Genomic DNA, 26,564 nt, shown 5'->3' with positions numbered 1-26,564 from the left:
TTGGCATAGCTGGTTCGTCTTTTTTTTACTTCAAGGTTTAGCCTCACATTTGCCAATACAATGTTAGCTGTAGTTTCCATTTACAGCAGCTCTCATTTCATTCGAAATTTTTTGTTCAAGTATATTCATATCTTGTAAGAATTCATTTAAATATGATTTTGTTACAACATATATTATTGTCGAAGTAGGGTTATCATTATAGTGAAAATTTACCATTAATTTCGAGAATGGAACTTCTTGTAATTGAGATTTTCCATCTTCAATTGTTAATTCATATAAATCATCATTGATAAGCAGAACAGGAAGATATAGCCAATGTCTAAAATATTTTGTGCTCATTTCATCAAATAATTCCATATGATTTCTAAATTCATCTTCGCAATACCAACATAGTTTATTTAAACTTGTATATAATTCGTCTGGATGGGTTGCCATAATTTCGTTGTTCCCTTTTTTTATAAATGAACAATATTGAGTAAATAATGGAAAATTATTATACTGTAAATCATTCCAATATCCATCGGATAAATCATATTTAATATTCTGAGGAACTGTTATAATTTCTTTTATAATTTCTTCAGGTGTATTAGGATTAAATTGTAATTCTGTTAATAGAACCAGGGGATAAGAATTATTTTTAAGTTCAAAAAAATATCGGATTTTTGTAGAAAGTCCCATTTCGGTATTGTCATAAGTTTCAGCAACAATATCAATTTCTCTATTTTTTAAAGTTAAAGGATCTTTAAATACAACATTTGAATCCACAAAATATCCGGAATTTGATAAATGTTTAACGATTTCTGATTCAAATAAATAACCTGATTTTGAAATTGCTTCTAAAATTTCTTCTTTTGTCATATTGTTATAAAATTAGGACTAACAAAAAAATTATGCATTGTGCAAATATCATACATACACAATTGCGCTAATGTTGTTTAGATTTTACCTATCTATTTGTTAATCATTAAATATAAAATATAAATATACTATTTCATTGCGGAAAACCGTAATCCAAACAAAAAACCGTCCTACAAAAGCAGAACGGTTAGTATATTAAATTTGTCTTAGCTTACGCTACTACATCATTCCTGGCATTCCACCACCCATTGGCATAGCTGGTTCGTCTTTTTTCACTTCAGTGATTACACATTCAGTGGTAAGAAGCATTCCGGAAACAGAAGCTGCGTTTTCAAGGGCAACTCTTGTTACTTTAGTTGGGTCAATGATCCCTGCTTCAAGCATGTGAACGTACTCGTCAGTTTTCGCGTTGTATCCGAAGTCTCCGTTTCCTTCTGCTACTTTAGCAACGATTACAGAACCTTCACCACCTGCATTGGCAACGATTTGTCTTAATGGCTCTTCGATCGCTCTTTTCACGATTTTGATACCTGTAGTTTCGTCAGCGTTAGATCCTGAAAGATTGTCAAGTGAAGAGATTGCTCTTACTAAAGCAACACCACCACCAGCAACGATACCTTCTTCTACAGCTGCTCTTGTAGCGTGTAGGGCATCATCTACTCTGTCTTTTTTCTCTTTCATTTCCACTTCAGAAGCAGCACCTACGTAAAGTACAGCAACACCACCAGCTAACTTAGCTAATCTTTCCTGAAGTTTTTCTCTGTCATAGTCAGAAGTTGTAGTTTCCATCTGAGCTTTGATCTGAGCTACTCTTCCTTTGATTTTCGCTTCATCACCACCACCGTTTACAACCGTTGTGTTGTCTTTGTCGATCGTTACTTTCTCAGCAGTTCCAAGCATATCCAAAGAGATGTTTTCCATAGTGAAACCTTGCTCTTCAGAGATCACCTGTCCACCTGTAAGGATCGCGATATCTTCTAACATTGCTTTTCTTCTGTCTCCGAATCCAGGAGCTTTTACAGCAGCAATTTTAAGAGACCCTCTTAATTTGTTTACCACCAAAGTAGCTAAAGCTTCACCTTCCACCTCTTCAGAGATAATTAATAGAGATTTACCACCTTGTGCAATTGGCTCAAGAACCGGTAACAATTCTTTCATTGAAGAGATTTTCTTCTCTACTAAAAGGATATATGGGTTTTCAAGTTCAGCTAACATTTTCTCAGGGTTTGTCACGAAGTAAGGTGACTGGTATCCTCTGTCGAACTGCATACCTTCTACAACATCTACCGTTGTATCAGTACCTTTAGCTTCTTCTACAGTGATTACTCCTTCTTTACCAACTTTTCCGAAAGCCTCAGCGATTAAAGAACCGATCGTATCGTCATTGTTAGCAGAGATAGAAGCAACCTGCTTGATTTTTTCTGAAGAATCTCCAACCTCCTGAGATTGAGATTTAAGGTTTTCAACAACAGCAGTTACCGCTTTGTCGATCCCTCTTTTAAGATCCATAGGGTTAGCACCTGCAGCTACGTTCTTAAGACCTTCTCTTACGATGGCCTGTGCCAATACAGTAGCGGTAGTAGTACCATCTCCTGCAATATCGTTAGTTTTGGAAGCCACTTCTTTTACCATCTGAGCTCCCATATTTTCTACCTTATCTTCAAGTTCGATTTCTTTTGCTACAGAAACACCATCCTTAGTTACATGCGGAGCACCGAAAGATTTTTCGATTACTACGTTTCTCCCTTTAGGACCTAAAGTTACTTTTACTGCATTAGCCAATGCATCTACACCTCTCTTTAAAGCGTCTCTTGATTCAATATCGAATTTTATTTCTTTTGCCATAATTTTTAAGCTTTAGGCTATAGGCTTTAAGCGATAAGCTTTTTACCTTTAGCAATTAATTATTATTTAATAATTTTTTTCTAAGTTGTATAAGTTTTTGTCGGGTTAAATTGAGCGTTGCATTAAGTGCTGCTATTTTATCTTCAGAAGTAAATCCTAAATCACAAGAAAGAAAAAGAAGATATTCGGTTTCGTTTGTAGAACCTATACTTATTTCTATAAATCTTGCAAATTCTTTATCTGTGGATCTACCACAGCCTTCTGCGATATTGGTAGGAATAGAAACAGCTGCCCTTCTTATTTGAGAAGTAAGACCAAAAAGCTCAGATTTAGGAAAATTTTCAGAAATAATATAAATTTCTTTTACCAATTCATGAGAAATTTTCCAGGTATCATATTTTTTGTAGTCTCTCATTGCCTACTGCTTATAGCTTAATGCCTGCTGCTTTTACCCAATGATTCCCAATAAGTCAGACTCTCTTACGATTAAATAATCTTTTCCATCCAACTTTAATTCAGAACCTGAATATTTTCCATAAAGAACTTTGTCACCTACCTGAACTGTTGTAGGTTCATCTTTTTTACCAGGACCTACTGCCACTACAGTACCTTCTTGCGGCTTTTCCTTTGCAGTATCCGGGATAATAATACCTGAAGCTGTTTTAGTTTCTGCTGCGATTGGCTCTACCAGAACTCTGTCTGCCAATGGTTTAAAGTTTACTGACATAATATATTTATTTTTTAATTATTTCTGTCTTGTAATTCTCTAAATGTATGCCATGAGACTGTGATGGATGAAATGGCAGATTTTTTATTTTCAAGTGTGAAAATTTGGCAGAAAAAAAGCCGGAAAACTCCCGGCTTGATCTGAATTGTTATGAAAAGATCAGACTAAGGGCAGTGTTGTCCCGGTCCAATCCAAAGGATACATTTTCCGCTATCATCTCGTTCGCAGCATACAAGTCTGGCGGTTGCATTTCCGCCACTAACTGTTTTCTGAGCATCTCTGCTTAGTAATTTGGCATTTTTCATAAGTAATATTTTAGTTTTGGATTCCTGAACATTTTATGTCAATCAGGTTTTTGACAATTCGTATCTGATGGCAGATCAAAGATAGATCTTTTTAACGGATATATCACTGTTGTGTGTAGACGATTTGTAGTGATTTGTATATGTATTGGTCTGGCTGTTAGTGTTTAACGGAATTAAGATCTGCTATTCAACAGTTTCCAGGGACATTTTTCTTCCTGCTGTTTCCATATCCTGTTTCAGGATCCTGCGTGTTGTGGTGTCAATATAATAGGTGACAGTGGCTGTCTTATCCGAAATATCATCGGTGGTCTTTACGATCCATACATCCTTGTTCAGGTAATTCCCTTTTCCTGTACTTTGCACATACGCCTTCATTATCCCTTTTTTAGCGGCATTCGGGTTATAATCAAAAATAGAGAGCTCTGCAGTATACTTTTCCTGTAAAGGCAGGAACCGTATCAGAGCCGGATAACTGCTGCTGTCAAAGTAGCCTGTGGCAGGAATGTCAATGAGGTCTTTTTTTGCTGTTTTTTTATCCAGGTAATATCCGGTAACTGTATTCTTTCCGGATCTGAGAACCATATCTCTCATTGCATTATAGGATGAATGGTAGACCGGTGAAAAATCTGAAAACTTAACAATAGTGGAATCTGTCCATTTTGCATTGGGCAGCTGTTTCATTTCTACAATCGTCCTGATCAGCAGATCCGTTGTATTTAATCTCTGAAGCTGGGTGGTAATACTGCCAATTTCAATTTTCTGACGCGCATTTTCAGCATACCAGATGGCTTTGGAAACTTCATCTTTTATCAATCGGGAATCAATCCCGGTATTTCCGGGAGTCAGTAACTTTTGTGAAAAGAAATGAGTACTGCTCATTGCTAAAAGGAAAAGAAATATTTTCATGGTCTTTTTAAACAATAAGTAGTGTTGATTTTCAGAATGTTACAGTGGTATGATGCTTTTTCAGAATTTTCGATATTATCAGATAATGAAAGCCTTTTTGCGGGTGAGCTTTGAAATAACAGTTCCGGCCACTACAATTTCTATAAGGTTGGTTACAGAACGGGTCTCATTCATAAAACGGTCAATGCTGGAAAGAAGGACAATATCTGTCAGCGATTTTTTCAAATCTGTTTAAAGTAAAAATAAAGTAAGCAAGCAGGAGTCTGGATCTGACCGTTTTGAGACTAAAGAGATAAATAATAAATACACAATAAAAAAACTGCCTTAAGGCAGTTTTTTTATTTATGATTTCTTTCCGGCAGCCTGCATAGGATTTACTTTTCCGGTGGAGCCTCCTCTTACAGGACCTCCTTCCTGCTTTTGTTTGAAGAGCTGGAATTTTGAAACTTCAGTATTTGTTCCGTTGCTGCTCCAGAAGTTGTTTGAAGTATCTATGTCTGCTGTTTCTCTCATCGGATCGAGCTGGATTGACTTTAATTTTTTGTCGAAATAGTATGTTTTTGAAACTTTCTGTTCATTAAGCCTCCATATCTGAGCAGAAGATTTGTCATATGCTTTTGTCCCATCTTCAAAGGTGAACTCAAGGATGATTGGCATTACCAGTCCTCCTTTATTGGCAAAGTCTATCTGATAAGCGGTAATATTTTTAAACTTGTCTTTATCCTTTGCACTCAGTGAAGAGCCTTCCTCAGTTCTGATGCTGTATTCTTTATTATTGTCAACTTGTTCCTGTCCTCTGTCGTACCGGTAATAAAAATCCTGCGCATCTTTGTCTTTCTCTACATAGAAAGTAATATTCTTGTCTTCCCTGTTTCTGATTTTCGAAATATCCTCAAAGCTGTTTACCAATGGTTTTTCAACCTGATATTTTATTTCTTTTGCTTCTTTAGGCGGAGTATTCAGATCGGGGGTAGATACCGTTACTTTATCAATAGCAATATCCACAGGATCTGTTCCGTAGAACCAGCCTCTCCAGAACCAGTCAAGGTCTTCACCACTGGCGTCTTCCATGGTACGGAAAAGGTCAGCGGGCTCGGGATGTTTGAATGCCCATCTTTTTGAATAGGTTTTGAATGCCTTATCAAAAAGCTCTCTTCCCATGATGGTTTCACGAAGTATATTCAGGCCGGTAGCCGGTTTTGAATAAGCGTTCGGCCCGTACTGAACAATATTTTCGGAATTGCTCATAATAGGTTCCAGCTGATCTTTCGGAAGTTTCATATAATCCACAATTGTCCAGGCCGGTCCTCTTTTAGATGGGAACTTATTATCCCACTTTTCCTCTGTAAGATATTCAACAAATGTATTAAGACCTTCGTCCATCCATGCCCATTGCCTTTCATCTGAATTGATGATCATCGGGAAGAAGTTGTGTCCTACTTCATGAATGATGACACCAATCATCCCGTTTTTGATCCCTTCAGAATAGGTCCCGTCTTTTTCAGTTCTTCCGAAGTTGAAACAGATCATCGGATATTCCATTCCGTTGGCTGCTTCTACAGATTGTGCAACAGGGTACGGATAGGGGATGGTAAATTCCGAATAGGTTTTAATGGTATGCGCTACCGCTTTTGTGGAAAATTTTCTGTAAAGTCCATATGCTTCTTTCGGATAAAAACTCATGGCCATTACTTTATTATTGTTTTCAGGAATTGTTACCCGCATGCCGTCCCAAACAAATTTCCTGGAAGAGGTCCATGCAAAATCCCTTACATTGCTGGCTTCAAAGATCCAGGTCTTTCTCTGTTTAGAGTGGTTTTTTTCAGCTTTTTTAGCTTCGTCCAAAGTCACAATTTCTATGGGCTCAGTTGCGCTTTCAGCTTTTCTGTATCTTGCAAGCTGATCCGAAGACAGCACCTGATCATAATTTTTACATTCTCCTGTTCCTCCTACAATATGATCAGCAGGAACATTCACAGATACCTTAAAATCCCCGAATACGAGGGCAAATTCACCTCTTCCGGTAAACTGATGATTCTGCCATCCCTGAAAGTCACTGTAGACACACATTCTTGGATACCATTGGGTCATGGTATAAAGGTCATTTCCATCTTCGGCAAAATTTTCATAGCCTCCACGGCCGCCCATCTTGATCCTGTTCGGGATATTATAGTTCCAGTCTACTTTGAATATAATCTTTTCTCCCTTTTTTAATACTTTCGGAAGATCGATACGCATCATGGTTTTATTGACGGTATATTTTAAAGGGTTTCCTGAAACATCGGTTACTTTTTCAAGATTAACGCCATAGCCATTATCCTTTACAGGTAGCTCGGTTACTTTCAGCTCCTGATCATTGGTTGAAGGATGAAGTACAGACGAAGTGTCATAACCGGCGTTTTTTATATTTGACTGCTCATTTTCATCCAGCTGAAGCCAGATGTAATCCAGGTCATCAGGAGAGTTGTTGTAATAGGTGATGGTTTCTGAGCCTTTCAGGTTTCTCTTGTCTTCATCCAGGTAGGCTGTAATATTATAGTCAGCCCTGTTTTGCCAATATCCATGCCCCGGAGCTCCGGAAGCAGTCCTGTAGATATTGGGAGTAGGAAGAATAGTACCAAGCTGCTCAAATTTATTTCCATGGTTGCTGCCCGGATTATTCTGAATATTTTGTGCGGTGAAACCTGTATATGCCAATACAGAAAGTGAAAGTGTAACAACTTTAAGCTTCATAGCCGAAATGGTTTAATAATTATCAAATATAGTAATTAGCAGTTGAAATAATTAAAATATTTCAGGTTTAAAAAGGAATTCTTTCTAAAGTCATTTTCAGGGATAAGGCAAATACTCCGGAAGAAACAAAAAGAATCCAGTCTTTTTTATTGACCTTAAAAACGTTAAGTAAAATAAAAAGAAGGACCAGAATAGCAAAAACAATAACAATCTGCCCCAGTTCGAGACCAATATTGAATCCTAAAAGCGGAACAGCAATGCTCTGACTTTTTGAAATCATTACTCTTGCTGTATTGGCAAAGCCCATTCCGTGTACAAGTCCAAAAATAAGAGCAAGATAATAATTAGCCCTCATTAAGGTTTGTTTTTGATTTTTCATCAGAATGTTATCCAGTGAAGTAAGCACAATGGTTAAAGGGATTAAAAATTCAACCCAATCAGACGGAACTCTGAAAACATCCAGAATGCTTAAAGCTAAGGTTATAGAATGTCCGATTGTAAATGCAGTGACAAGAATCAGTATTTTTTTCCAGTCACTGTATGAGTAAACCGCGATTAATGCCAAAACAAACAATTGATGGTCTAAGGCATCCAGGGAAATAATATGTTCCCAGCCAAGGTTTAGGTAAAAAAGAAAATCCTGCATATTAGTTTTTTATATTAAAATATTTTTATTTTTTAATGAATATAAAGTATTTAAAATTGTAATAATTGGGTATTGTGTTGAATTATTTTTAAATTTTGTGATTATTAATTAAATATAGTATAATTGCACTGTTAAAATAACACGAGATGAAAATTAAAAAATTATTTTTTACAAAAGTAAACATTTCGCTTATAGGAGCGAAGTTTCTAAGGAGTGCTGTAATCGCTTTTTTAGGATTTTACTCTTGTCCTTTTTATGGACAAGTACAAAAACTAGATTCACGGTTTGATATTTTACTGAGAAATAAAGAGAACCTGCTAAGAGGAAATGCAATCAAAGAGCTGGAGCGGCCTGAGATGAAGCTGGATCAGCATTTGGTGGTAACTTCTAAAGGGGCACAAACGATGTATTCATGCATTATTTATACGAATGAACCTGAAAAACTGAAGTCTGATGGCTTTTTAGTACAAAGCCAGCTTCCTGCATTTTCTACAGCTCTGGTAAGTATTGAAGATATTGAGAGACTTATGCAGCTTCCCTATGTTAGCTCTGTAATGGCACCTACATTTGACGGGCTTCATAATGATGTAAGCAGAGCTCAGTCAGGGGCGAGTTTGTTGCAGGATGGTATTTTTAATAATACAGCTTACAATGGAACAGGTATTCTGGTCGGAATTTATGATACCGGAATAGACTGGAAGCATCCCGATTTCAGGAAAGCTGATGACCAGACAAAAAGTAGAATAGTATCTATCTGGGATCAGACCTTAACAGCTCAGGGAGGTGAAGCTCCTCCAGCCGGGTTTGCTACAGGAGTAGAGTATACAAGAGCTCATATTGAAGATGAGCTGGATGGCACTCCGACAGGTTTTGTCCGGGAAAATGATATTAACGGACATGGTACACATGTAGCTGGTACTGTAGCCGGCAATGGAGCTGCTTTTGCAGATAAAAGACATAAAGGTTTCTCGTCTGAAGCAGATATTGTCTTTGTAAAAGGTGGGAACGGATCCTTTCCGACAACTAATACCATTAACGCTTTAACCTATTTCCAGAATGTGGCAACTGCATTAAATAAGCCTATTGTAGTTAATATGAGCATAGGAGGGCAGTTAAGTGCACATGATGGAACTTCTTCTCACGAAGTGGCGGTTAATGATTTCACAACATCAGCTCCCGGAAGAGTGGTGGTCATTTCTGCAGGAAATGATTATGGTGCTAATCTTCACAGAAAAGTTGACATAGCACAAGACGCAACGCAATCTTATACCTTTACCGTAGACAGTAACACTTCTGCTAATTCAGTATTCTCATTTATAATGTTTGCAGATGATGATGGCGAAGTTACTGCGAAACTGATCACTCCTGATGGACAGCAATATATGCAAAATGTAAGTAGCAATACAGATCATAGTATATTGGGAGGAGAATTTACAGCATCAATGTATAATTACTGGAGTACAGATAACCATAAACGCTTTGTTAAGTTGGAGATAAGCAGGAATGTCGGATCCACAGCCAATTGTCAGGGGACCTATACTCTTGAAATCACAAATAATGGAACAAAGACTATCAATACCCATGGCTGGTTGTATTATAAAGGTGTACCAACAGAATTGCAAGACGGAGATAACGAATATATTGTAGGCTCTCCGGGAAATGCATCTAATGCCATTACAGTAGCCTCTTATATGGGAAGGGCTAGTTGGTATACTTCTTTGCCTGGTGGCTATTATACGCTTACCCCTCAGGAGTCAATATCTTCGTTCAGTGCACAGGGACCAAGAACAGACGGATTCCTAAAACCAGATATAACAGCTTCCGGACAAAATGTTATTTCTTCAAGATCGGTTAGTTCTGCTCCCGCTCCTTCAAATATCATATGGGGAACAGATTATTATGTGAAGAATCAGGGGACAAGCATGTCTTCACCAGGAGTTGCTGGAGCAGTAGGGTTATTACTTCAGGCCAATCCGGCATTAACAGCAGCACAGGTAAAATCCCGTCTTACTGCTAACGCCAGAAGAGATAGTGCTGTAGGAGCTATTCCCAATACAAGATGGGGCTATGGTAAACTGGATATTTATAAAGCGGTTACTGACGAATTGAGTTGTGTAGAATCTGATTTTGAGATGGTAGCTTATGATGAGCCTTATGTTATTGCCAATACGGAAAATAATTATTATTTTGATAATACAGCTTTTGCTGTTAGGTATACGCCAACGTTAACAGGGAAACTGGGAGGGTTTTCATTTTTAACAGGGACATCTGCAATTCCTAGTGATATGGCGGTAGATATTCAAATAAGAAAAGTAAATGGTAACGGAGATCCTGGTGATGTTATAGCTGCAAAGACAGTTTCATCATGGGTGAATGATATTCAGAGATTTACCTGGAACTATGTAGATCTTTCTGATTTAAATATTCAGATGGTTACTGGTAAAGACTTTTTTATCGTACTTAATGGGCTTGGTGGAAAGGTTGCAATGAAAAGTGAATCTGTTGTGGTAAACGGAAGAAGTAAAACATCAACTGACGGAGCCACCTGGACAACAAGGACTTTTGATCTTAAGATGAGAGCTACTGTTTATGAAAATGTAGCGGAAGTGAAGAACCTTGCTGTCTCTAATCAGACTAAGACGGGACCTGTATTGTCAGGATATAATTATTTTACCAATGCCTGCCAGCTGATTTCAAGAGTGGAAAAGGAAACAGCAAGTACGGTAACGGGAAATATAACCTCAAAAGTATGGGTAGATAATGTACAGCCAAATTATGTTTCAAGAAGATATGAAATAAATTCGGCTGCCAATGCTGCAACAGCAACCGGTAAGGTCACTTTATATTTTACACAGGCTGAGTTTGATGCGTACAATGTGACAAATGGAATAAAATTGCCAACCTCACCCACAGATAACGCAAATAAAGCAAACATTATTATTGAAAAATATGCTGGGACAAGTGCCGGAAATACCGGAACAGTCGACTCTTTTGGCAGTGCAGCAACTATTATTACTCCCAATATTGCTGATGTAGTATGGAATGAAACCTATCAATACTGGGAAGTGAGTTTTCACTCTTCAGGATTCGGAGGGTATTTTGTGAGAACAAATTCGGCCCTGGGTACTGCTGATGTTAAGTTAAACTCTGAAGTTAATGTCATTCCAAATCCGGCTAAGGATATAGTAAATGTGATGTTGGGAACATATTCTAAAGGAATGGTGGTTATTCATGATGGATCAGGAAAACTGGTTAAAACTGTACATGTAGATGCAGGATCAAATAAAATTGATGTTTCTGCATTTGTAAAAGGCGTATATATGTTTACCATCACACTAAATGACAAAACCGTTGTTACTAAAAAAGTAATTAAACAATAAATACGGCTAGTAAAAATAGTAATCAGGAAAGCAACAGTTATTTACTGTTGCTTTTTTTATATTTGCTTCAAAATGGAAATTAATGCCTGGTAAATATTTTTTTATATTTTTTTTATTATTAGCTATTGTTTTTCAGAGTTTTGAAAGATCGGAACCGGTGCATCCGTATCATGTAGGATCTGTGGAAATCAGTTATAATCAAAAATCAAAGACTTTTGAAATTGCAGGAAGGTTTTTTCTGGATGATCTGGAAAACGGTTTAAGTAAAAAATATGGAGGATCTTTTCACTTTAATGATGAGAAATATAAAACCAGACTTAATGAGGCATTGCATAAATATTGTCTGGAATATTTGAAATTAAAAACCGATGGGAGGTTTCTGAAAATCAATTATATTGGTTATGAAGAAGATCATGAGTCAGTAAACATCTACCTTGAATCAGAACCGGCAGAGAAGCCCAAAAAAGTGGAAACGGCAGTAAGTTTCCTGTACAACCTGTTTGATGACCAGATTAATATTGTTCATATTATCGTGGAAGGACAGAGGAAAAGTGAAAAGTTATCATATCCTAACCGTTACTTATACAAGCAATTCTAATGTTATTCCTGTAAACCAATAAAAAACAGCTGTTTTTTAGCCGTTGTTTTATGAATTAATCTTCCAGCTGAAGCAGTGTATTAACTCCTTTTGCATGGGCAAGCAGGTCTGGAAAAAAATCATTATAACATTCCTGAAGAAAGTCTTTATGATGTAAAAAAGCTTCAAAAACAGGAATATCTTTATCCAGGTATTTTGCTTTGTTCAGAACATTCTGTATGCTGAATTTTATGCCCCAGTCTTCGCGGTAATTATAGAGCCAGTCATCCTGCTCCATTTTGGCCAGCATTTTTATAAAATTTTCCGGTAACCATTCATGATGTTCATTCAATACCCTGTATACGCGCAAGGAATGGGCCTTCCATTCGGCAAGGGAATTAAGGGAAAGGTCATTGGCGACAAAATAATCCATAGAAACATCTACAAATGCACCGGCATAGAGTCTTACTAAAGGAGCAAATACCTTTTTGGCTTCGTGAATGGCAGGATGTGAGTCCGTAAATGTATCTACAGCTCTATGCAGAGTAATTCCGTCCCGGATATTTTTTGGGAATGAAAAACGTTCTTTATTACGAATAAAATCAGCAATAAACTGACCAACGATTTGCCCGTCAGTAAAAGTCAGAAAAGAATGAGCCAGGTAATTCATATATTAAATATTAAAGGTATGAATTAAAAGTGAAAGGTACTTATATGTATTACAATAAGAGGTACATCCTTAAAAAAGTCTTTCGTGGAAATCTTCAACCTTACTGACTTCTTCTATTTTAATGCCGAACTTCCTTTTGGGAATTTTATTCAGATTGGAGACAAATATCTTTTCATAACCTAGTTTTTCAGCTTCTGAAATTCTTTGTTCAATTTGTGCAACCGGACGGATTTCTCCGCTTAAGCCAATTTCCCCGGCAAAACAATAATGTTCGGATATGGCAATGTCTTCATTTGAAGAAAGTATAGACGCAACTACGGCAAGATCAAGAGCAGGATCATCAGTTTTAATTCCTCCGGTAATATTAAGGAAAACATCTTTAGCCCCAAGCTGGAAGCCGGCTCTTTTTTCCAGAACTGCCAGAAGCATATTCAGCCTTTTTGAATCGAACCCGGTTGAGCTCCTCTGGGGCGTTCCGTACACTGCTGTGCTCACCAAAGCCTGTATTTCCAGTAACATCGGACGGTTTCCTTCCAGGGTCACAGCAACTGAGTTACCCGAAAGTTCTTCAAATTTCTTTGTAATAAGGATTTCTGAAGGGTTTTTAATTTCTTTTAATCCTTGTGATATCATTTCATAGATTCCAATTTCGGAAGTAGAACCAAAACGGTTTTTATTTGCCCTCAGTAATCTGAAAAGGTGATTTCTGTCTCCGTCAAAGTTTAATACTACATCTACCATATGCTCCAGTACTTTAGGGCCGGCGATCTGGCCATCTTTGGTAATGTGACCTACCAGAAAGACGGGTGTATTATTTTCTTTTGCATATTTAATGATCTCATTAGAGCATTCTCTGATCTGGGAAACTGTTCCGGGAGAGCTTTCAATCAGTTGGGACTGGAGGGTCTGAATAGAATCAATGATCATAAAATCAGGTTCCAGTTTTTTTGCCTCATGAAGAATTTTTTCCAGAGAGGTCTCAGTGAATAGAAAGCAGTTGGGATTTTGGACCTCGGTAAGCCTGTCTGCCCTCATTTTAATCTGAGAAGCACTTTCCTCACCGGAAACATAGAAGATCTTTTTCTTCATCTTTAAAGCAAGCTGGAGAAGAAGTGTAGATTTTCCAATACCAGGTTCTCCGCCAATTAATGTCACGGATCCTAAAACAATACCTCCTCCGAGTACACGGTTCAGTTCTTCTGACGGGGTTTTTATTCTTGGTTCTTCGCTTGTTTCAACTTCAATGATATTAATAACATGTTGCTTGGATTTTGAAAAAGGTGGAGTTTTATGAGAAGGTTTTTCAATGATTTCTTCCACTAAGGTATTCCATTGTCCGCAGTTTTTGCATTGTCCCATCCACTGTGCGTATTGGGAACCGCAGTTTTGACAGAAATATGCTGTTTTCAGTTTTGCCATACTGCGAAGTTATAAAAAATGGATTTTTTTCTGATATATTTTTAATCATTTAATACTCACACCGGATAGAGTAGTGTCAAAAATATATTTTTATATTAGCTTAACTAAATTAAATAGTAATAGTAAATATATTTATAATGAAAAAAGTACTTTTATCCTTCGTATTTGTGTTGTTTAGTCTGGTAAGTTTTGCGCAGGGAACATGGGCTATTGACCCGATGCATTCCTCCGTGAACTTTAATATTAAACATATGGGAATCAGCTTCGTTCAGGGAAGATTTGATAAATTCAGCGGAACAGTAACTACAAAAAGTTCTAATCTGGAGAATGCAGCCTTTGATGTAACTGTAGAGTCCGAAACCGTTAATACAGGTGTAGAAATGAGAGATAAGCATCTGAAGGGAGATGATTTCTTTGCAGCAGGTACATATCCTTCCATACTATTAGGAGGAGCTACCATTTCAAAAGACAAAAACGGGCTTTATATGCTTAAAGCAAAATTGACCATTAAAGATGTGCAAAAGGAAGTGCTTGTACCTGTAACATTTGGTGGGATAACAAAGAATAAAGACGGTAAAGAAGTGATGGGATTACAGGCGAAGTTTACCATCAACCGCCTGGACTATAATATAAAATATGATCCTACAGGAACAGGTATTGCAAAAGATGTGGATGTGAGTGTCTACCTGGAGTTGGTAAAACAATAATGCTCCATATTATATTATTTAAAGGTCTTCCGGCGTGGAAGACCTTTTTGTTTTATGATATAAGGTAAATAATTTTTTTTAGCCTGAGTTTATGGTTGTTTGAAGGGTGTTTTCCTATTTTCAAAATGTAAAAGATTGCTTTGTATTTCTTTTTCCCCTAACTTTGCACAAACCTAATCTAATGAGTAAAAAGAATACAAAATACATCTTTGTGACAGGAGGTGTAACTTCATCTTTGGGAAAAGGAATCGTTTCTGCTTCTCTGGGACTATTGCTAAAATCACGCGGTTTTAACGTAACGATCCAAAAACTAGATCCTTATATCAATATCGACCCGGGAACATTGAATCCTTACGAGCACGGAGAGTGTTATGTGACTGAAGATGGTGCGGAGACGGATCTGGATTTAGGTCACTATGAGCGTTATCTTGATGCTCCTACATCTCAAAACAACAACGTTACTACAGGGAAAATTTATCAGACTGTAATTGAAAAAGAAAGAAAAGGAGATTTCCTTGGAAAAACAGTTCAGGTAATTCCTCATATTACTAACGAAATCAAGCGTAGAATTAAAATCCTTTCAAAACAGGACTACGATATCATTATTACTGAAATCGGAGGAACTGTAGGGGATATTGAATCTTTACCATATATTGAAACTGTTCGTCAGTTGAAATGGGAACTTGGAGAAAGTAATTCTATGGTAATCCACTTAACTTTATTACCATATCTGGCTTCAAGTGGAGAATTAAAAACAAAGCCATCTCAGCATTCTGTACGTCAATTGATGGAGAGCGGAATTATGGCTGATGTGCTGGTGTGCAGAACCGAGCATAAAATTCCTAAAGATCAGAGAGCAAAACTGGCTCAATTCTGTAATGTTCCTTTAGAGAATGTTATTGAATGTAAAGATATGGAAACGATTTATGAAGTTCCGATGTATCTTCAAAAGCAGAATTTCGATGATGTTGTGCTAAAAGAGCTGGATCTGAAAAGTGATAAAACAGCAGATCTTAAAGACTGGAAGAGTTTCCTTAAGAAATTCCAGAATCCTAAGAAAACGGTAGAAGTTGCATTGGTAGGAAAGTATGTTTCGCTTCAGGATTCCTATATTTCCATTGCTGAAGCATTCAAACATGCTGGTGCTGACCTTGAAACTGAAGTAAAAGTGAGATGGGTATACAGTGGGGATATTACTGAAGATAATATCAAGGATGTCCTGAAAGGAGTAAATGGAATTCTTGTGGCACCTGGTTTTGGTGACAGAGGTATTGAGGGGAAAGTTCTTACTGCAAAATATGCAAGAGAAAATAAAATTCCAATGCTGGGAATATGTTTGGGAATGCAGATCATGACTATTGAATTTGCAAGAAATGTTCTCGGACATAACAAAGCGAATTCAATGGAGTTTGACACAGCGACCTCTGATCCTGTTATTTCGTTAATGGAAGAACAGAAAAATGTAGTGGATAAAGGAGGAACAATGCGTCTTGGAGCATGGAAATGTGCATTGAAAAACGGTTCCAAGCTATACGATATCTACGGAAGCAAAAATATCTCTGAAAGACACCGTCACCGTTATGAATTCAATAGTGATTATCTTCAGGATTTTGAAAAGAACGGATTCCACGCTACAGGAACGAATCCTGAAACGGGATTGGTAGAAGCCCTTGAACTTCCTGATCATCCGTTTTATGTAGGAGTACAGTATCATCCGGAATATAAGAGCACGGTAGCAACTCCTCATCCTCTGTTCAGAGCTTTTATCAAAGCTTGTGAAAAGAAATAAGGTAAAAAAATATTATAAACGTCTTACACTAAACTCAGGCTGATTATTCTCAGCTTGAGTTTATTATATAGTAACATGGTAAAGCATAGAGTTTTGATAAAAAAACAGTATTTTTGTCAGCTCAAAATTGTGTACATCTATAAGTACATTCTAAGTTTAAAAATTTTAATATAAATAAAATGCAACAAAACAACGGAATCGATAAGAAGCAAATGATTAGTTTCGCGGTTTTATGCCTGGTTCTCTTTGGTTTTATGTTCTACTTCCAGAACAAGCAGGCTCAGGAAGAGCAGTTGAAAACCGAACAGCAAAAAACTGAACAGGTTAAAAATGCTATAAAACAAAGTCAGGCAACCAATATCAATCCAAATGTAACTCCTGGTGCTATTCAAACAGCCAGCTTGTCAAACAAAGAACTAAATGTTGAATTCTCAAGCCTTGGAGGGCAGGTTTCCAAAGTACAGCTTTCAGAATATAAAGCATATGATCATAAAACCGATAAGGCTGATCTTCCGCTTTATCTGATCAATAAAAATAATTCAAACTACGGATTCCAGTTTAAAGATAAGACTGGAAAAGTAATCAATACTAAAGATTTGGTTTTCAGTCCTGCTGTCAACGGAAATGCAGTGACTTTAACCGCTAATTATAATGGAGCTGTTATTCAGTTTATTTACACATTACTTCCAAAATATACTTTAGATTTTAAAGTAAGAACCCAGGGACTTTCTAAAGTTACTTCTGATAATAAAGCAGATTTTATCTGGGATTACAGTGTCAGAAACTTAGAAAAAGGTAGAGCTCAGGAACAGTCCCACTCTGAATTCTCTTATGCTTTCAATAATTATAAAGATTATGATTATGACGGAAGAACAACCATGGAAGAAGAGAAAGAAACCCTTAACTGGATCGGGGTAAAGCAGCAGTTTTTTGCTTCAGTTATTGAAGCTAAAAATGGTTTTACGCAAAGTAAAGGGAATCAGGAAAATGTTGAAGAAGGAGAGTATCTGAAAAAATTAAATTATGAAGGATTTGTTCAGATGACAGGAAGTGAGCTAAACCAGGATTTTACATGGTATTTTATGCCGTTGGATCTGCCTTTGCTTAAATCTTATGATAAGAATTTTGATGAGATTTTACCATTAGGATGGTCTTTCATTGGAAGCATGAACCGTTATTTCTTCATGCCGATGTATAATATCATTGCAGATTGGGGTTTAACTGCAGGCTGGGTAATTTTCCTGATGACGATCATTGTAAAACTGATCTTGTCACCAATTATGTACAAGCAGCATAAGCTGAGTGCGATGATGAAAGTGATCCGTCCGGAAATTGATGAAGTAAATGCTAAACTGAAAGATGCTGATCCAATGAAGAAGCAACAGGCTACTATGGAGGTTTACAGAAAAGCAGGAGTAAACCAGATGGCAGGATGTTTACCGGCGTTGGTTCAGATTCCTATCTTCTATGCATTGTTCCGGTTCTTCCCGAACTTTATTGATCTGAGAGGTCAGGGGTTCTGGTTTGCAAAAGATCTTACGGCTTATGATGATTTGATTAAGCTTCCGTTTAAGGTTCCGTTCCTTGGAGATCATTTAAGTATCTTTGCATTGGCATGTACTATTGTTATCTTAATTTATACAGTGATGACTTCAGGAAATATGCAGCAGCCTCAGCAGGAAGGAATGCCAAATATGAAAGTATTAATGTATATTTTCCCTATTACATTCCTGTTCTTCCTGAATACTTCGGCATCAGGCCTTTCATGGTATTATTTCGTATCGAACGCGATTAACATCTTAATCATTCTTGTTATTAAATATCTGATCCTTGATGAAAAGAAAATTCATGCACAGATTCAGGCTAATAAGGAGAAACCGAAAGCGGAAGGAAAATTCCAGAAGAGAATGAGAGAAATGATGGAGAAAGCTCAGGAACAGCAAAAAGCTCAGGAGCAGCAAAGGAACAGAAAAAAATAATATTTTTTGACTGGTCAATTCTAATAATAAAAAAGAGAAGCAGAAAAACTGCTTCTCTTTTTTATTGAGCTGTGTTGTGCTCCAGTTTAGTCGTATTTTAATCTGAAAGATTGTCTGTGGTATTTTGTAGGACCATATTTTATAAGGGCTTCCTGATGTTTTTTTGTTGCATAGCCGAAATTGGTGTCCCAGCCATATTCCGGATGTTCTTCATGAAGATTAATCATTAATTGGTCTCTGTAGTTTTTAGCAAGTATAGAAGCCGCAGCAATGGACAGCATTTTTGAATCTCCTTTAATAATGCATTGATGTGGTATATAATTATAAGGATGGAATTTATTCCCATCTACCAAAATAAGTTCGGGGATGATCGTCAGTTGATCTAATGCACGGTGCATCGCATGGATGCTGGCATTGAGAATATTATGTTCATCAATAAATGAAGGAGGGAGCTCTGCAATAGCATAATTTTTTACATTGTCTTTAATATAGCTATCCAGATCCATTCTGGTCTTAAACGTTAATTTTTTTGAATCATTCACCAGGCTCTGCTCAAAACTGTCATCCAGAATAACAGCTGCGGCGACAACCGGCCCGCTTAAACAGCCTCTTCCCACTTCATCACAACCTGCTTCAATATAGGTATCTGACCACCTGTGTAATAATTGTACATTTATCTCTGACATAACGGTGTAAAATTAAAAAAAAACAAATGTATTACCGATATTGTTTATGAGTTTAGTTAAAATTTTTTATTATAATGCACACATACTTTATTACGTTAATTTCTTTAAATATTTTTATGAATTCTTACTCACTTATAGATGGTTTCTCTCTTTTTGTAGAGGAATTTTAAGTAAAATAAAAAACTATGCTTAGCATTGTTTATTCGTGTGGTACCTGTTTTTGAATTTCAAATTTACAAATATGTGTTTGATAATCATGCCTTTATGGCTGGTTTTGTTTGGTTTGGCATATAGATATTTTCGATAATTAATATTGTTAAATTTTTAAGAGAGAATGGTCGTGTTTTTTTTGGATTTTTTGTTAAAAAAAATTTTTTTAACGTTTTTTAATAGAATATTTGATTTAATTTTTGACGATTATTGATGTGTTGATAATTTTTTAAGAAATTATTTTGTGTTGTTAAGAAAGTTTTACAAATTTGTACGGATACAAAATTAAATTTGATATGAAGAAACTAACAACAGGTCTTCTTGTTGTAGTATTGTCTTCTTCTATTGCTGTAGCAAACGCTCAGGAGAAGAAAAACGATACGACTACGCAGACTAAGGAGATTGAAGGTGTAGTGGTAACTGCACTAGGTATTAAGAGAGAAAAGAAAGCTCTTGGGTATGCATCTCAAGAAGTAAAAGGAGAAATTCTTTCTGATGCGGGGCAAACTAACGCGGTAAGTGCATTATCGGGAAATGTTGCAGGGGTGCAGATTACAGCACCAAGTACAATGGGGGGGTCTACCAGGATTACTATGAGAGGGATCAGTTCAATTACTGGTGAAAACAGACCTTTAATTATTGTAGATGGAGTACCATTGGATAACTCGAATGTCAATGATACTGATACTCAAAGAGGAGCCGGAGGTAGAGATTACGGAGATGCTTCTTTTGACATCAATCCGGATGATATCGAGAGTGTAACTGTATTAAAGGGAGGCCCTGCTGCCGCTCTATATGGTTCTAGAGCAGGAAATGGTGCGATATTGTATACTACAAAATCAGCAAGAAAAGGGAAAACTGATATTCAGTTGAACACAGGTGTTTCTTTTGAAAGTGTATATATCAGACCAAAATTACAAAATTTATACGGGGGAGGATCTCAATTTACACTTCCAACTCAAAATATTAACGGAGTTACTTACAATATTCAAGAATACCAAACTGATGGATCTTGGGGACCTAGATATGATCCCAATTTGATGTATCTTCCTTGGTATGCTTTCGATCCCGAATTTTCAAAAGATTATTTAAAACCTGTGCCATGGGTTGCTCCTACTAAAGATGTAGACTCTTTCTTTGATACAGGGGTTACTTATACAAATAACCTATCGGTGGCAAAATCTTTTGGAGATACAAATGTGAGATTATCATATACAAATACGAACATTAGTGGTATTGTTCCTACTTCAAAAATTAAGAAAGATAACTTTAGTGTAAACTTAAATTCTAAGCTGTCAGAAAAATTAAAAGCTGACGCTGTTATTAACTATGTACATACAGAAGGGTTTAACAGACCTGAAATAGGTTACGGTGATAACTCAGTTGCACAGAAATTTTATCAATTTGGTCAAAGAAACCTTGATTTTGCTAAACTGAAAGATTATAAGTTATCAGATGGTTCCCAAAGAACTTGGAACAGAACATCATGGAGTGATGCAACTCCTAAATATTCAGATAACCCATATTGGACTATTTATGAAAATACTTCAGATGATAGCAGACATAGGTTCTTTGGTAATGCCGGTTTGACATATAATTTTGATAAACATTTTTATATTGTAGGTAAAGTATATGGTGATACCTATACGCAAAACTTGAGTACAAGAGTTGCTGTTGGTTCACAAGCTGTTTCAAATTATACTCTTGAAAAAAGAACAGTTTCCGAATTTAACTATGAAGGTAGAGCGCACTATAATAATAATTTTGGAGACTTCAGCTTAAGTGCATTTGCCGGATTTAATATCAGAGACAATAAATTAAGTTGGTTAAGAGGTGAGACAGTAGGAGGATTAGTAATTCCTAATTTATATAACTTAAATAACGGAGTTGAAAATTCATTAGCAACAAACAACCGAACTCATTCTTCTATCAAGAGTTTATTTGCTTCAGTTTCTTTGGGATATAAAGATTTACTATATTTAGAGGCAACAGGAAGAAATGACTGGTTTTCTATGTTAAATGACGATCAGTTCTACCCATCAGTAACAGGTAGTTTTGTGTTCTCTAAAGTTCTGGATGCTAACTGGTTGTCATTTGGTAAAATTAGAGCAGGATGGTCTAGTATTGCATTAGGTACTGCTCCTTACAGCAGACTTACATACACTGTTATTGGCTTACCGTTTAATGGTTCTCCTCAGTATTCTAATCCTAATACGTTTAATGATCCTAATATCAACCCTGAGTTAAAGATTACGAAGGAATTTGGTATTGAAGCGAGTCTATTCAAGAATAGAGTTAGTTTGGATTTCACATATTATGATACCAAATCTAAAGACCTGATTATTGCATTACCAGTTGATCCTGCAACAGGATATTTGTTTAGAAATATTAATGCCGGTGAAATGACTAACAAAGGTATTGAAGCTATGGTTACTGTAACTCCGGTAAAAAATGAAAACTTTTCATGGGATTTAACTTGGAACTTTGCGAGAAACCGAAATAAGTTAGTAAACTTATATCAGGATTTACAAAATTATGTACTTACAAATGCTCCATTTAGAGCTCAGCTTGTAGCACAGGTTGGCCAGGCTTACGGAACAATTCTTGGAACAGACTATGTATATGATAGTAATGGAAATAGAGTTGTAGATGAAAATGGTTTCTATAAGGCTTCTGAGATTAAATCTTTAGGATCAATCCTTCCTGATTATAATATGGGCTTTAGAAATACAATTAAATATAAATCTCTAAGCTTATCCTTCCTAATTGATATCCAACAAGGTGGAAAATATTTCTCAACTACAAATATGTGGGGAATGTACTCAGGTATGTTAGAAGAAACTGCACTTGGAGGAAACAGAGAGGCAGGTGTTGTCTTAGCTGGTGTGAAAGAAGATGGTACTCCTAACGACATCCTTTTGGATGCTCAAACTTGGGGTAGTACTTATTATAATACAGTTGATGCTCAAAACGTATTTGATGCGAGTTACATTAAACTGAGAGATGTTACTATTGGGTATGATTTACCTAAATCATTTATAGGTAATGCTTTCCAGGCAATCAGAGTTTCTGCTTTTGCTAGAAATTTATTTGCTTGGAATCTTGCGAATAAAGGGATTGATCCGGAAAACACATCTTATGGTTCAGGTAATATTCAAGGTATGGAAGGAGGTTCACTACCGTCAACAAGGACTTTCGGGGTCAATGTTAACTTTAAATTTTAATCAAAAATGAAAAAAATAGTTTTAATATTATCTGTTTTAACTTTAACTGCAGTGTCAAATAGTTGTTCAGATAAATTCGATGAAATTGATATAAATCCTAACTCTACAGATAAGCCATTAACATATGGTATATTTAACAGTGCAAGTAAAGAGTTAATGGATAATACAAGAGATGAATGGCAATCAGGAAGAATTACATTGCCATGGGTTCAATATTCTGCTCAAACAGGATATACCGAGGAAGACCGATATCAATACAGATTATCAACAGGGGTCTCCTTATGGAGCTTTTCATATAGAGTTGCTCAGGATTATAAACAAATTATTGATTTAAACACTGACCCGTCAACAAAGGTTCAGATGAGTGTTTATGGTCCGAATGAAAATCAGATTGCAGCTGCAAGAGTTATGCTTTCATATGTATTCCTTACCCTTGCTGACTCTTTTGGTGATATTCCATATTATTCATATGGAAATAAGGATGCAGATTTTCAGGCACTTAATATTAATGCGACATTGCAACCTAAATTTGCCAGCCAACAAAAGGTATATGCAGATATTCTAAAGGAATTGAAAGAGGCTGCTGAAATGGTTGATGAGAACTCACCAGTATTTACTTCTGGAGATAACCTGTTCTCATATATGGAAAATGGGGTAAGAGTAAGTAAAGGAATTAAGCTTAAGAAATTTGCGAATTCTTTGAGACTCAGAGTTGCAACAAGAGTTAAAGGTGTTGTTCCTGGAGCAGAAGCTCATATAACAGATGCAATTAATTCTGGATTAATGACTTCTAATGCTGATAATGTAGGTCTTACTTATGAAAATAATTTAGTAAATCCTTCTCCTTTATTTGATAATTTCCGTACAAGAACAGATTTTGCTATATCTAAAACTTTCGTACAGTTATTAAAAGGACAATCTGGAAATTTCGGATTAGACCCACGTTTATTTAAATATGCAAGCCCGGTAGGAACCTCTCAGGGAGAGATTTTAGATGGAACATCAGTTGAGTCTACAGATCCTGATGATTTTAATGGTATGCCATATGGTATTCCAAGCTCTTTGACAGCTAGCCAAACTGCGACAGCTAACTTCTTTAGCAAAAATATTTTAAAACCAGGCTATACCGAGGTATTAATGGAATATTCTGAAGTAGAGTTCCTGTTAAGTGAGAAAAATGGTTGGTCACAAACCAATTATATTAATGGAGTGAAAGCTTCTATGGAGAAATGGGGAGTAGCAGCATCAACTATTAATACTTATGTTAATGCCTTACCAGCTGCTTCTAAAGAAAATGTTCTTACACAAAAATACATTGCTTTATTTATGCAACCGTATGAAGCATGGGCTGATTATAGAAGAACAGGTTTCCCAAATACTTTATTAAAACCAGGCCAAACCGCCAATCTGAATGTTCCTACAACAGGAGGTCAAACAACATATACCTTTACTTCACTGATTTCAGGATTGACAGATTTACCTAATAGATTATTTTATCCTACAAGTGTTCAAACACTAAACCCAGCGAACTATCAAGCAGCAGCTAGTGCTATTGGTGGAGACAAAATGAACACCAAATTGATTTGGGATGTAAATTAACACGCATTTTAATAACATTCATATGATACCGCCTTCGGGCGGTTTTTTTGTTTTGCTATTTTAATTATTGAGGAAACTCTTAATAAATTTGAGGAGAATTAAGGTTATCTCATATTTATTTAATATTTTAGTAATTCGAACAATCAAAAAATATTAATTATGAAAAATCTAAGAAAATTATCAAAATCTGATTTAAAAATGGTTTCAGGAGGCTGGGTTCCTCCACCAGGAGGATATTGTCCGGAAGGATATTGTCAGTATACTGAAAATGGTGCTTGCAGGATTTATGACCCTGAAAAATGTTATTAGTATTTTTATGATTTAGCATAGTGTTAAAGAATTAAGAAGAGAATTACATTATAAATTAATAAAAGAGTTCGGTAACCGTTACCGAACTCTTTCCGTATATTTGTACTCCAAAATGTTGGAGGAAGCCGGCTTGGTAGAAACAGGTTATCTCCATTATCAGAAGTAAACTTAAGAACATGAATATTAAAGATATTATAGAACAGAAACTTTCAGAGGTTATTTTAAATGTGTATCAGTTAAAAGATATCAGGCTGGAAGTTCAGGAAAATAAAACAGAGTTTGAAGGTGATTTTACGATTGTCACTTTTCCGTTGGTAAAACAATTAAAGAAGAATCCTGAAAGTATTGGGGTAGAGCTGGGGGAAGCTTTAACAGAACAGACAGAATTGTTGGATAGCTTCAACGTAGTAAAAGGATTCCTGAATGTTAAAGTTAAAAACCAGTTCTTTATTGATAATTTCAGATCTGTTAGCGGTAAATTTTCAATCATAGAAAAGAAAAACTCAACGGTAATGGTGGAATATTCTTCACCTAATACAAATAAGCCTTTACACTTAGGGCATATCAGAAACAATCTGTTAGGCTTTTCTGTAGCGCAGATTTTAAAAGAAGCAGGATATGATGTGATCAAAACACAGATCATCAATGACAGAGGAATCCATATCTGTAAATCAATGCTGGCCTGGGAAAAATTCGGACAAGGGGAAACTCCGGAATCTACCAATACAAAAGGAGATAAGTTTGTAGGAAACTATTATGTAGAATTTGATAAAAACTACAAAAAAGAAATTGCAGATCTTGTCGGGCAAGGAGTAGAAGAGGAACAGGCTAAAAAAGAAGCTCCGATGATGAAAGAGGCTCAGAAAATGTTGATAGACTGGGAAAATGGAGATGAAACGGTTAGAAATCTATGGGCTGAAATGAACACCTGGGTATATAAAGGGTTTAATGAAACCTATAAAAGATTAGGTGTTGATTTTGATCAGGTCCAATATGAAAGTAACACTTACCTGCTTGGAAAAGATCTTATTCAGGAAGGACTGGATAAGGGCGTTTTATATCAGAAAGAAGACGGTTCTGTCTGGTGTGACCTTACCAATGAAGGACTTGATCAGAAACTATTGTTACGTTCAGATGGTACTTCTGTATATATGACTCAGGATCTGGGAACGGCTGTAGAGCGCTTTAAGCAGAACGATATTCAGAAACTTATCTATACGGTAGGGAATGAGCAGGATTATCATTTCCAGGTTTTATTTAAGATTCTTAAGAAGTTAGGGTATGAATGGGCTGATCAACTGTATCACCTGTCCTATGGAATGGTAGAACTTCCTGAAGGAAAAATGAAATCCCGTGAAGGGACTGTTGTAGATGCTGATGATCTGATGCAGGAGATGTATGAAACAGCAAAATTAAAAGCTCAGGAATTAGGCAAGCTGGAAAACCTTTCAGAAGAAGATAAAGAAACTTCTTATGAAACAGTAGGCCTTGGAGCTCTTAAGTATTTTATGCTGAAGGTTGATCCCAAGAAAAAAATGCTTTTCAATCCTGCTGAAAGTATTGATTTTAATGGAAATACAGGACCATTTATTCAATATACTTATGCACGTATTCAATCTTTATTATCTAAAGCAGATTATGTGCAAAAAGATACTGCTGATGTCATTCTGAACCAGTCAGAGAAAGAGTTGATCATGCAGCTGGCTAACTTCAAAACTGTAGTTGCTAAATCTGCAGAAACACTGAGTCCTGCTTTGGTAGCAAATTATGTATACGATCTTGTGAAAGCATATAATTCTTTCTATCAGAATAATCCGATCCTGAATCAGGATGATGAAAATATAAAGCAGTTCCGTCTTAATGTTTCAGATCTCACGGCAAAGACCATTAAAAAGTCTTTGGAGCTTCTGGGAATAGGAACGGTAAACAGGATGTAAGAATAAAGCCTTCTGAAAGTTCAGAAGGCTTTTTTTATGGAATGTATCAGCATATTAA

General features: G+C 36.3%; 21 protein-coding genes. 9 read left to right on the top strand and 12 right to left on the bottom strand.

Features of this window, described 5'->3' with window-relative positions; genetic code table 11:
* Positions 1 to 63: 63 nt before the first annotated feature.
* The 9 genes from DRF59_RS08205 to DRF59_RS08175 all read right to left on the bottom strand — a co-directional run bounded on the left by DRF59_RS08205 (position 64) and on the right by DRF59_RS08175 (position 8,020).
* On the bottom strand, positions 64 to 858 hold the full coding sequence (locus DRF59_RS08205) for a hypothetical protein (protein WP_115958595.1): 795 nt from the start codon (positions 856 to 858) through the stop codon (positions 64 to 66).
* 219 nt (positions 859 to 1,077) lie between these two features.
* The gene (gene groL / locus DRF59_RS08200) at positions 1,078 to 2,703 is read right to left on the bottom strand and encodes a chaperonin GroEL (RefSeq protein ID WP_115958593.1); all 1,626 of its coding nucleotides are present in this window, start codon (positions 2,701 to 2,703) and stop codon (positions 1,078 to 1,080) included.
* 55 nt (positions 2,704 to 2,758) lie between these two features.
* Positions 2,759 to 3,118: a four helix bundle protein gene (locus tag DRF59_RS08195; RefSeq protein ID WP_115958591.1), complete on the bottom strand. Its 360-nt coding sequence runs from the start codon at positions 3,116 to 3,118 to the stop codon at positions 2,759 to 2,761.
* 33 nt (positions 3,119 to 3,151) lie between these two features.
* Entirely contained in the window at positions 3,152 to 3,430 is a 279-nt protein-coding gene (locus DRF59_RS08190) for a co-chaperone GroES (protein ID WP_115958589.1), read from the bottom strand.
* Between the two features lie 164 nt (positions 3,431 to 3,594).
* Positions 3,595 to 3,735 (bottom strand): hypothetical protein, encoded by a 141-nt coding sequence (locus DRF59_RS20910; RefSeq protein ID WP_167456661.1) that lies wholly within the window; start codon positions 3,733 to 3,735, stop codon positions 3,595 to 3,597.
* 183 nt (positions 3,736 to 3,918) lie between these two features.
* A complete protein-coding gene (locus DRF59_RS08185; protein WP_115958587.1) occupies positions 3,919 to 4,641 on the bottom strand; it encodes a DUF3108 domain-containing protein in 723 nt (240 codons plus the stop codon).
* A 78-nt stretch (positions 4,642 to 4,719) separates the two neighbouring features.
* Complete coding sequence (locus DRF59_RS20735; protein ID WP_157967443.1) at positions 4,720 to 4,866, bottom strand: hypothetical protein; 147 nt, start codon at positions 4,864 to 4,866, stop codon at positions 4,720 to 4,722.
* 117 nt (positions 4,867 to 4,983) lie between these two features.
* Positions 4,984 to 7,374, bottom strand: coding sequence for a M1 family metallopeptidase (locus tag DRF59_RS08180; protein ID WP_115958585.1), 2,391 nt, complete (start codon positions 7,372 to 7,374; stop codon positions 4,984 to 4,986).
* Between the two features lie 67 nt (positions 7,375 to 7,441).
* Positions 7,442 to 8,020 carry a HupE/UreJ family protein gene (locus tag DRF59_RS08175; RefSeq protein WP_115958583.1) on the bottom strand — a complete coding sequence of 193 codons (579 nt, stop codon included), beginning with the start codon at positions 8,018 to 8,020 and terminating at the stop codon, positions 7,442 to 7,444.
* A gap of 146 nt (positions 8,021 to 8,166) precedes the next feature.
* On the opposite strand from DRF59_RS08175, the gene DRF59_RS08170 reads away from it, so the two are divergent.
* Positions 8,167 to 11,400 carry a S8/S53 family peptidase gene (locus DRF59_RS08170; protein WP_115958581.1) on the top strand — a complete coding sequence of 1,078 codons (3,234 nt, stop codon included), beginning with the start codon at positions 8,167 to 8,169 and terminating at the stop codon, positions 11,398 to 11,400.
* Between the two features lie 82 nt (positions 11,401 to 11,482).
* Positions 11,483 to 11,998, top strand: coding sequence for a DUF6702 family protein (locus DRF59_RS08165; protein ID WP_115958579.1), 516 nt, complete (start codon positions 11,483 to 11,485; stop codon positions 11,996 to 11,998).
* Between the two features lie 55 nt (positions 11,999 to 12,053).
* Here the strand turns inward: DRF59_RS08165 and DRF59_RS08160 are convergent, their stop codons facing one another.
* Together DRF59_RS08160 and radA are read right to left on the bottom strand one after the other, a co-directional pair.
* Positions 12,054 to 12,647, bottom strand: a complete 594-nt coding sequence (locus DRF59_RS08160) for an acyl carrier protein phosphodiesterase (protein WP_115958577.1) — start codon at positions 12,645 to 12,647, stop codon at positions 12,054 to 12,056.
* A 69-nt stretch (positions 12,648 to 12,716) separates the two neighbouring features.
* On the bottom strand, positions 12,717 to 14,066 hold the full coding sequence (gene radA, locus DRF59_RS08155; protein ID WP_115958575.1) for a DNA repair protein RadA: 1,350 nt from the start codon (positions 14,064 to 14,066) through the stop codon (positions 12,717 to 12,719).
* A gap of 137 nt (positions 14,067 to 14,203) precedes the next feature.
* Between radA and DRF59_RS08150 the strand changes: the two genes are divergently transcribed.
* The 3 genes from DRF59_RS08150 (at position 14,204) to yidC (ending at position 18,541) form a co-directional block, all read left to right on the top strand.
* Positions 14,204 to 14,773, top strand: a complete 570-nt coding sequence (locus tag DRF59_RS08150) for a YceI family protein (RefSeq protein WP_115958573.1) — start codon at positions 14,204 to 14,206, stop codon at positions 14,771 to 14,773.
* A 181-nt stretch (positions 14,774 to 14,954) separates the two neighbouring features.
* On the top strand, positions 14,955 to 16,562 hold the full coding sequence (locus tag DRF59_RS08145; RefSeq protein ID WP_115958571.1) for a CTP synthase: 1,608 nt from the start codon (positions 14,955 to 14,957) through the stop codon (positions 16,560 to 16,562).
* A 179-nt stretch (positions 16,563 to 16,741) separates the two neighbouring features.
* Positions 16,742 to 18,541 carry a membrane protein insertase YidC gene (gene yidC, locus DRF59_RS08140; RefSeq protein ID WP_115958570.1) on the top strand — a complete coding sequence of 600 codons (1,800 nt, stop codon included), beginning with the start codon at positions 16,742 to 16,744 and terminating at the stop codon, positions 18,539 to 18,541.
* 86 nt (positions 18,542 to 18,627) lie between these two features.
* Here yidC and DRF59_RS08135 read toward each other — a convergent pair whose 3' ends face one another.
* Positions 18,628 to 19,227, bottom strand: coding sequence for a ribonuclease HII (locus DRF59_RS08135; protein WP_115958569.1), 600 nt, complete (start codon positions 19,225 to 19,227; stop codon positions 18,628 to 18,630).
* 506 nt (positions 19,228 to 19,733) lie between these two features.
* Here DRF59_RS08135 and DRF59_RS08130 point away from each other — a divergent pair.
* From DRF59_RS08130 to argS, 4 genes are all read left to right on the top strand, one after another.
* Positions 19,734 to 22,661, top strand: coding sequence for a SusC/RagA family TonB-linked outer membrane protein (locus DRF59_RS08130; protein ID WP_115958568.1), 2,928 nt, complete (start codon positions 19,734 to 19,736; stop codon positions 22,659 to 22,661).
* A gap of 6 nt (positions 22,662 to 22,667) precedes the next feature.
* The gene (locus DRF59_RS08125; protein ID WP_115958567.1) at positions 22,668 to 24,260 is read left to right on the top strand and encodes a SusD/RagB family nutrient-binding outer membrane lipoprotein; all 1,593 of its coding nucleotides are present in this window, start codon (positions 22,668 to 22,670) and stop codon (positions 24,258 to 24,260) included.
* A 159-nt stretch (positions 24,261 to 24,419) separates the two neighbouring features.
* A complete protein-coding gene (locus DRF59_RS08120) occupies positions 24,420 to 24,569 on the top strand; it encodes a bacteriocin-like protein (protein ID WP_115958565.1) in 150 nt (49 codons plus the stop codon).
* A 176-nt stretch (positions 24,570 to 24,745) separates the two neighbouring features.
* Positions 24,746 to 26,506 carry an arginine--tRNA ligase gene (argS, locus tag DRF59_RS08115; protein WP_115958563.1) on the top strand — a complete coding sequence of 587 codons (1,761 nt, stop codon included), beginning with the start codon at positions 24,746 to 24,748 and terminating at the stop codon, positions 26,504 to 26,506.
* Positions 26,507 to 26,564: the final 58 nt, after the last annotated feature.

The sequence above is a fragment of the Chryseobacterium flavum genome (genome assembly GCF_003385595.1).
GTDB lineage: Bacteria > Bacteroidota > Bacteroidia > Flavobacteriales > Weeksellaceae > Chryseobacterium > Chryseobacterium flavum.
Note: the sequence above shows the minus strand (reverse complement) of the source record. Positions and strands in the feature narration are given on the sequence as shown.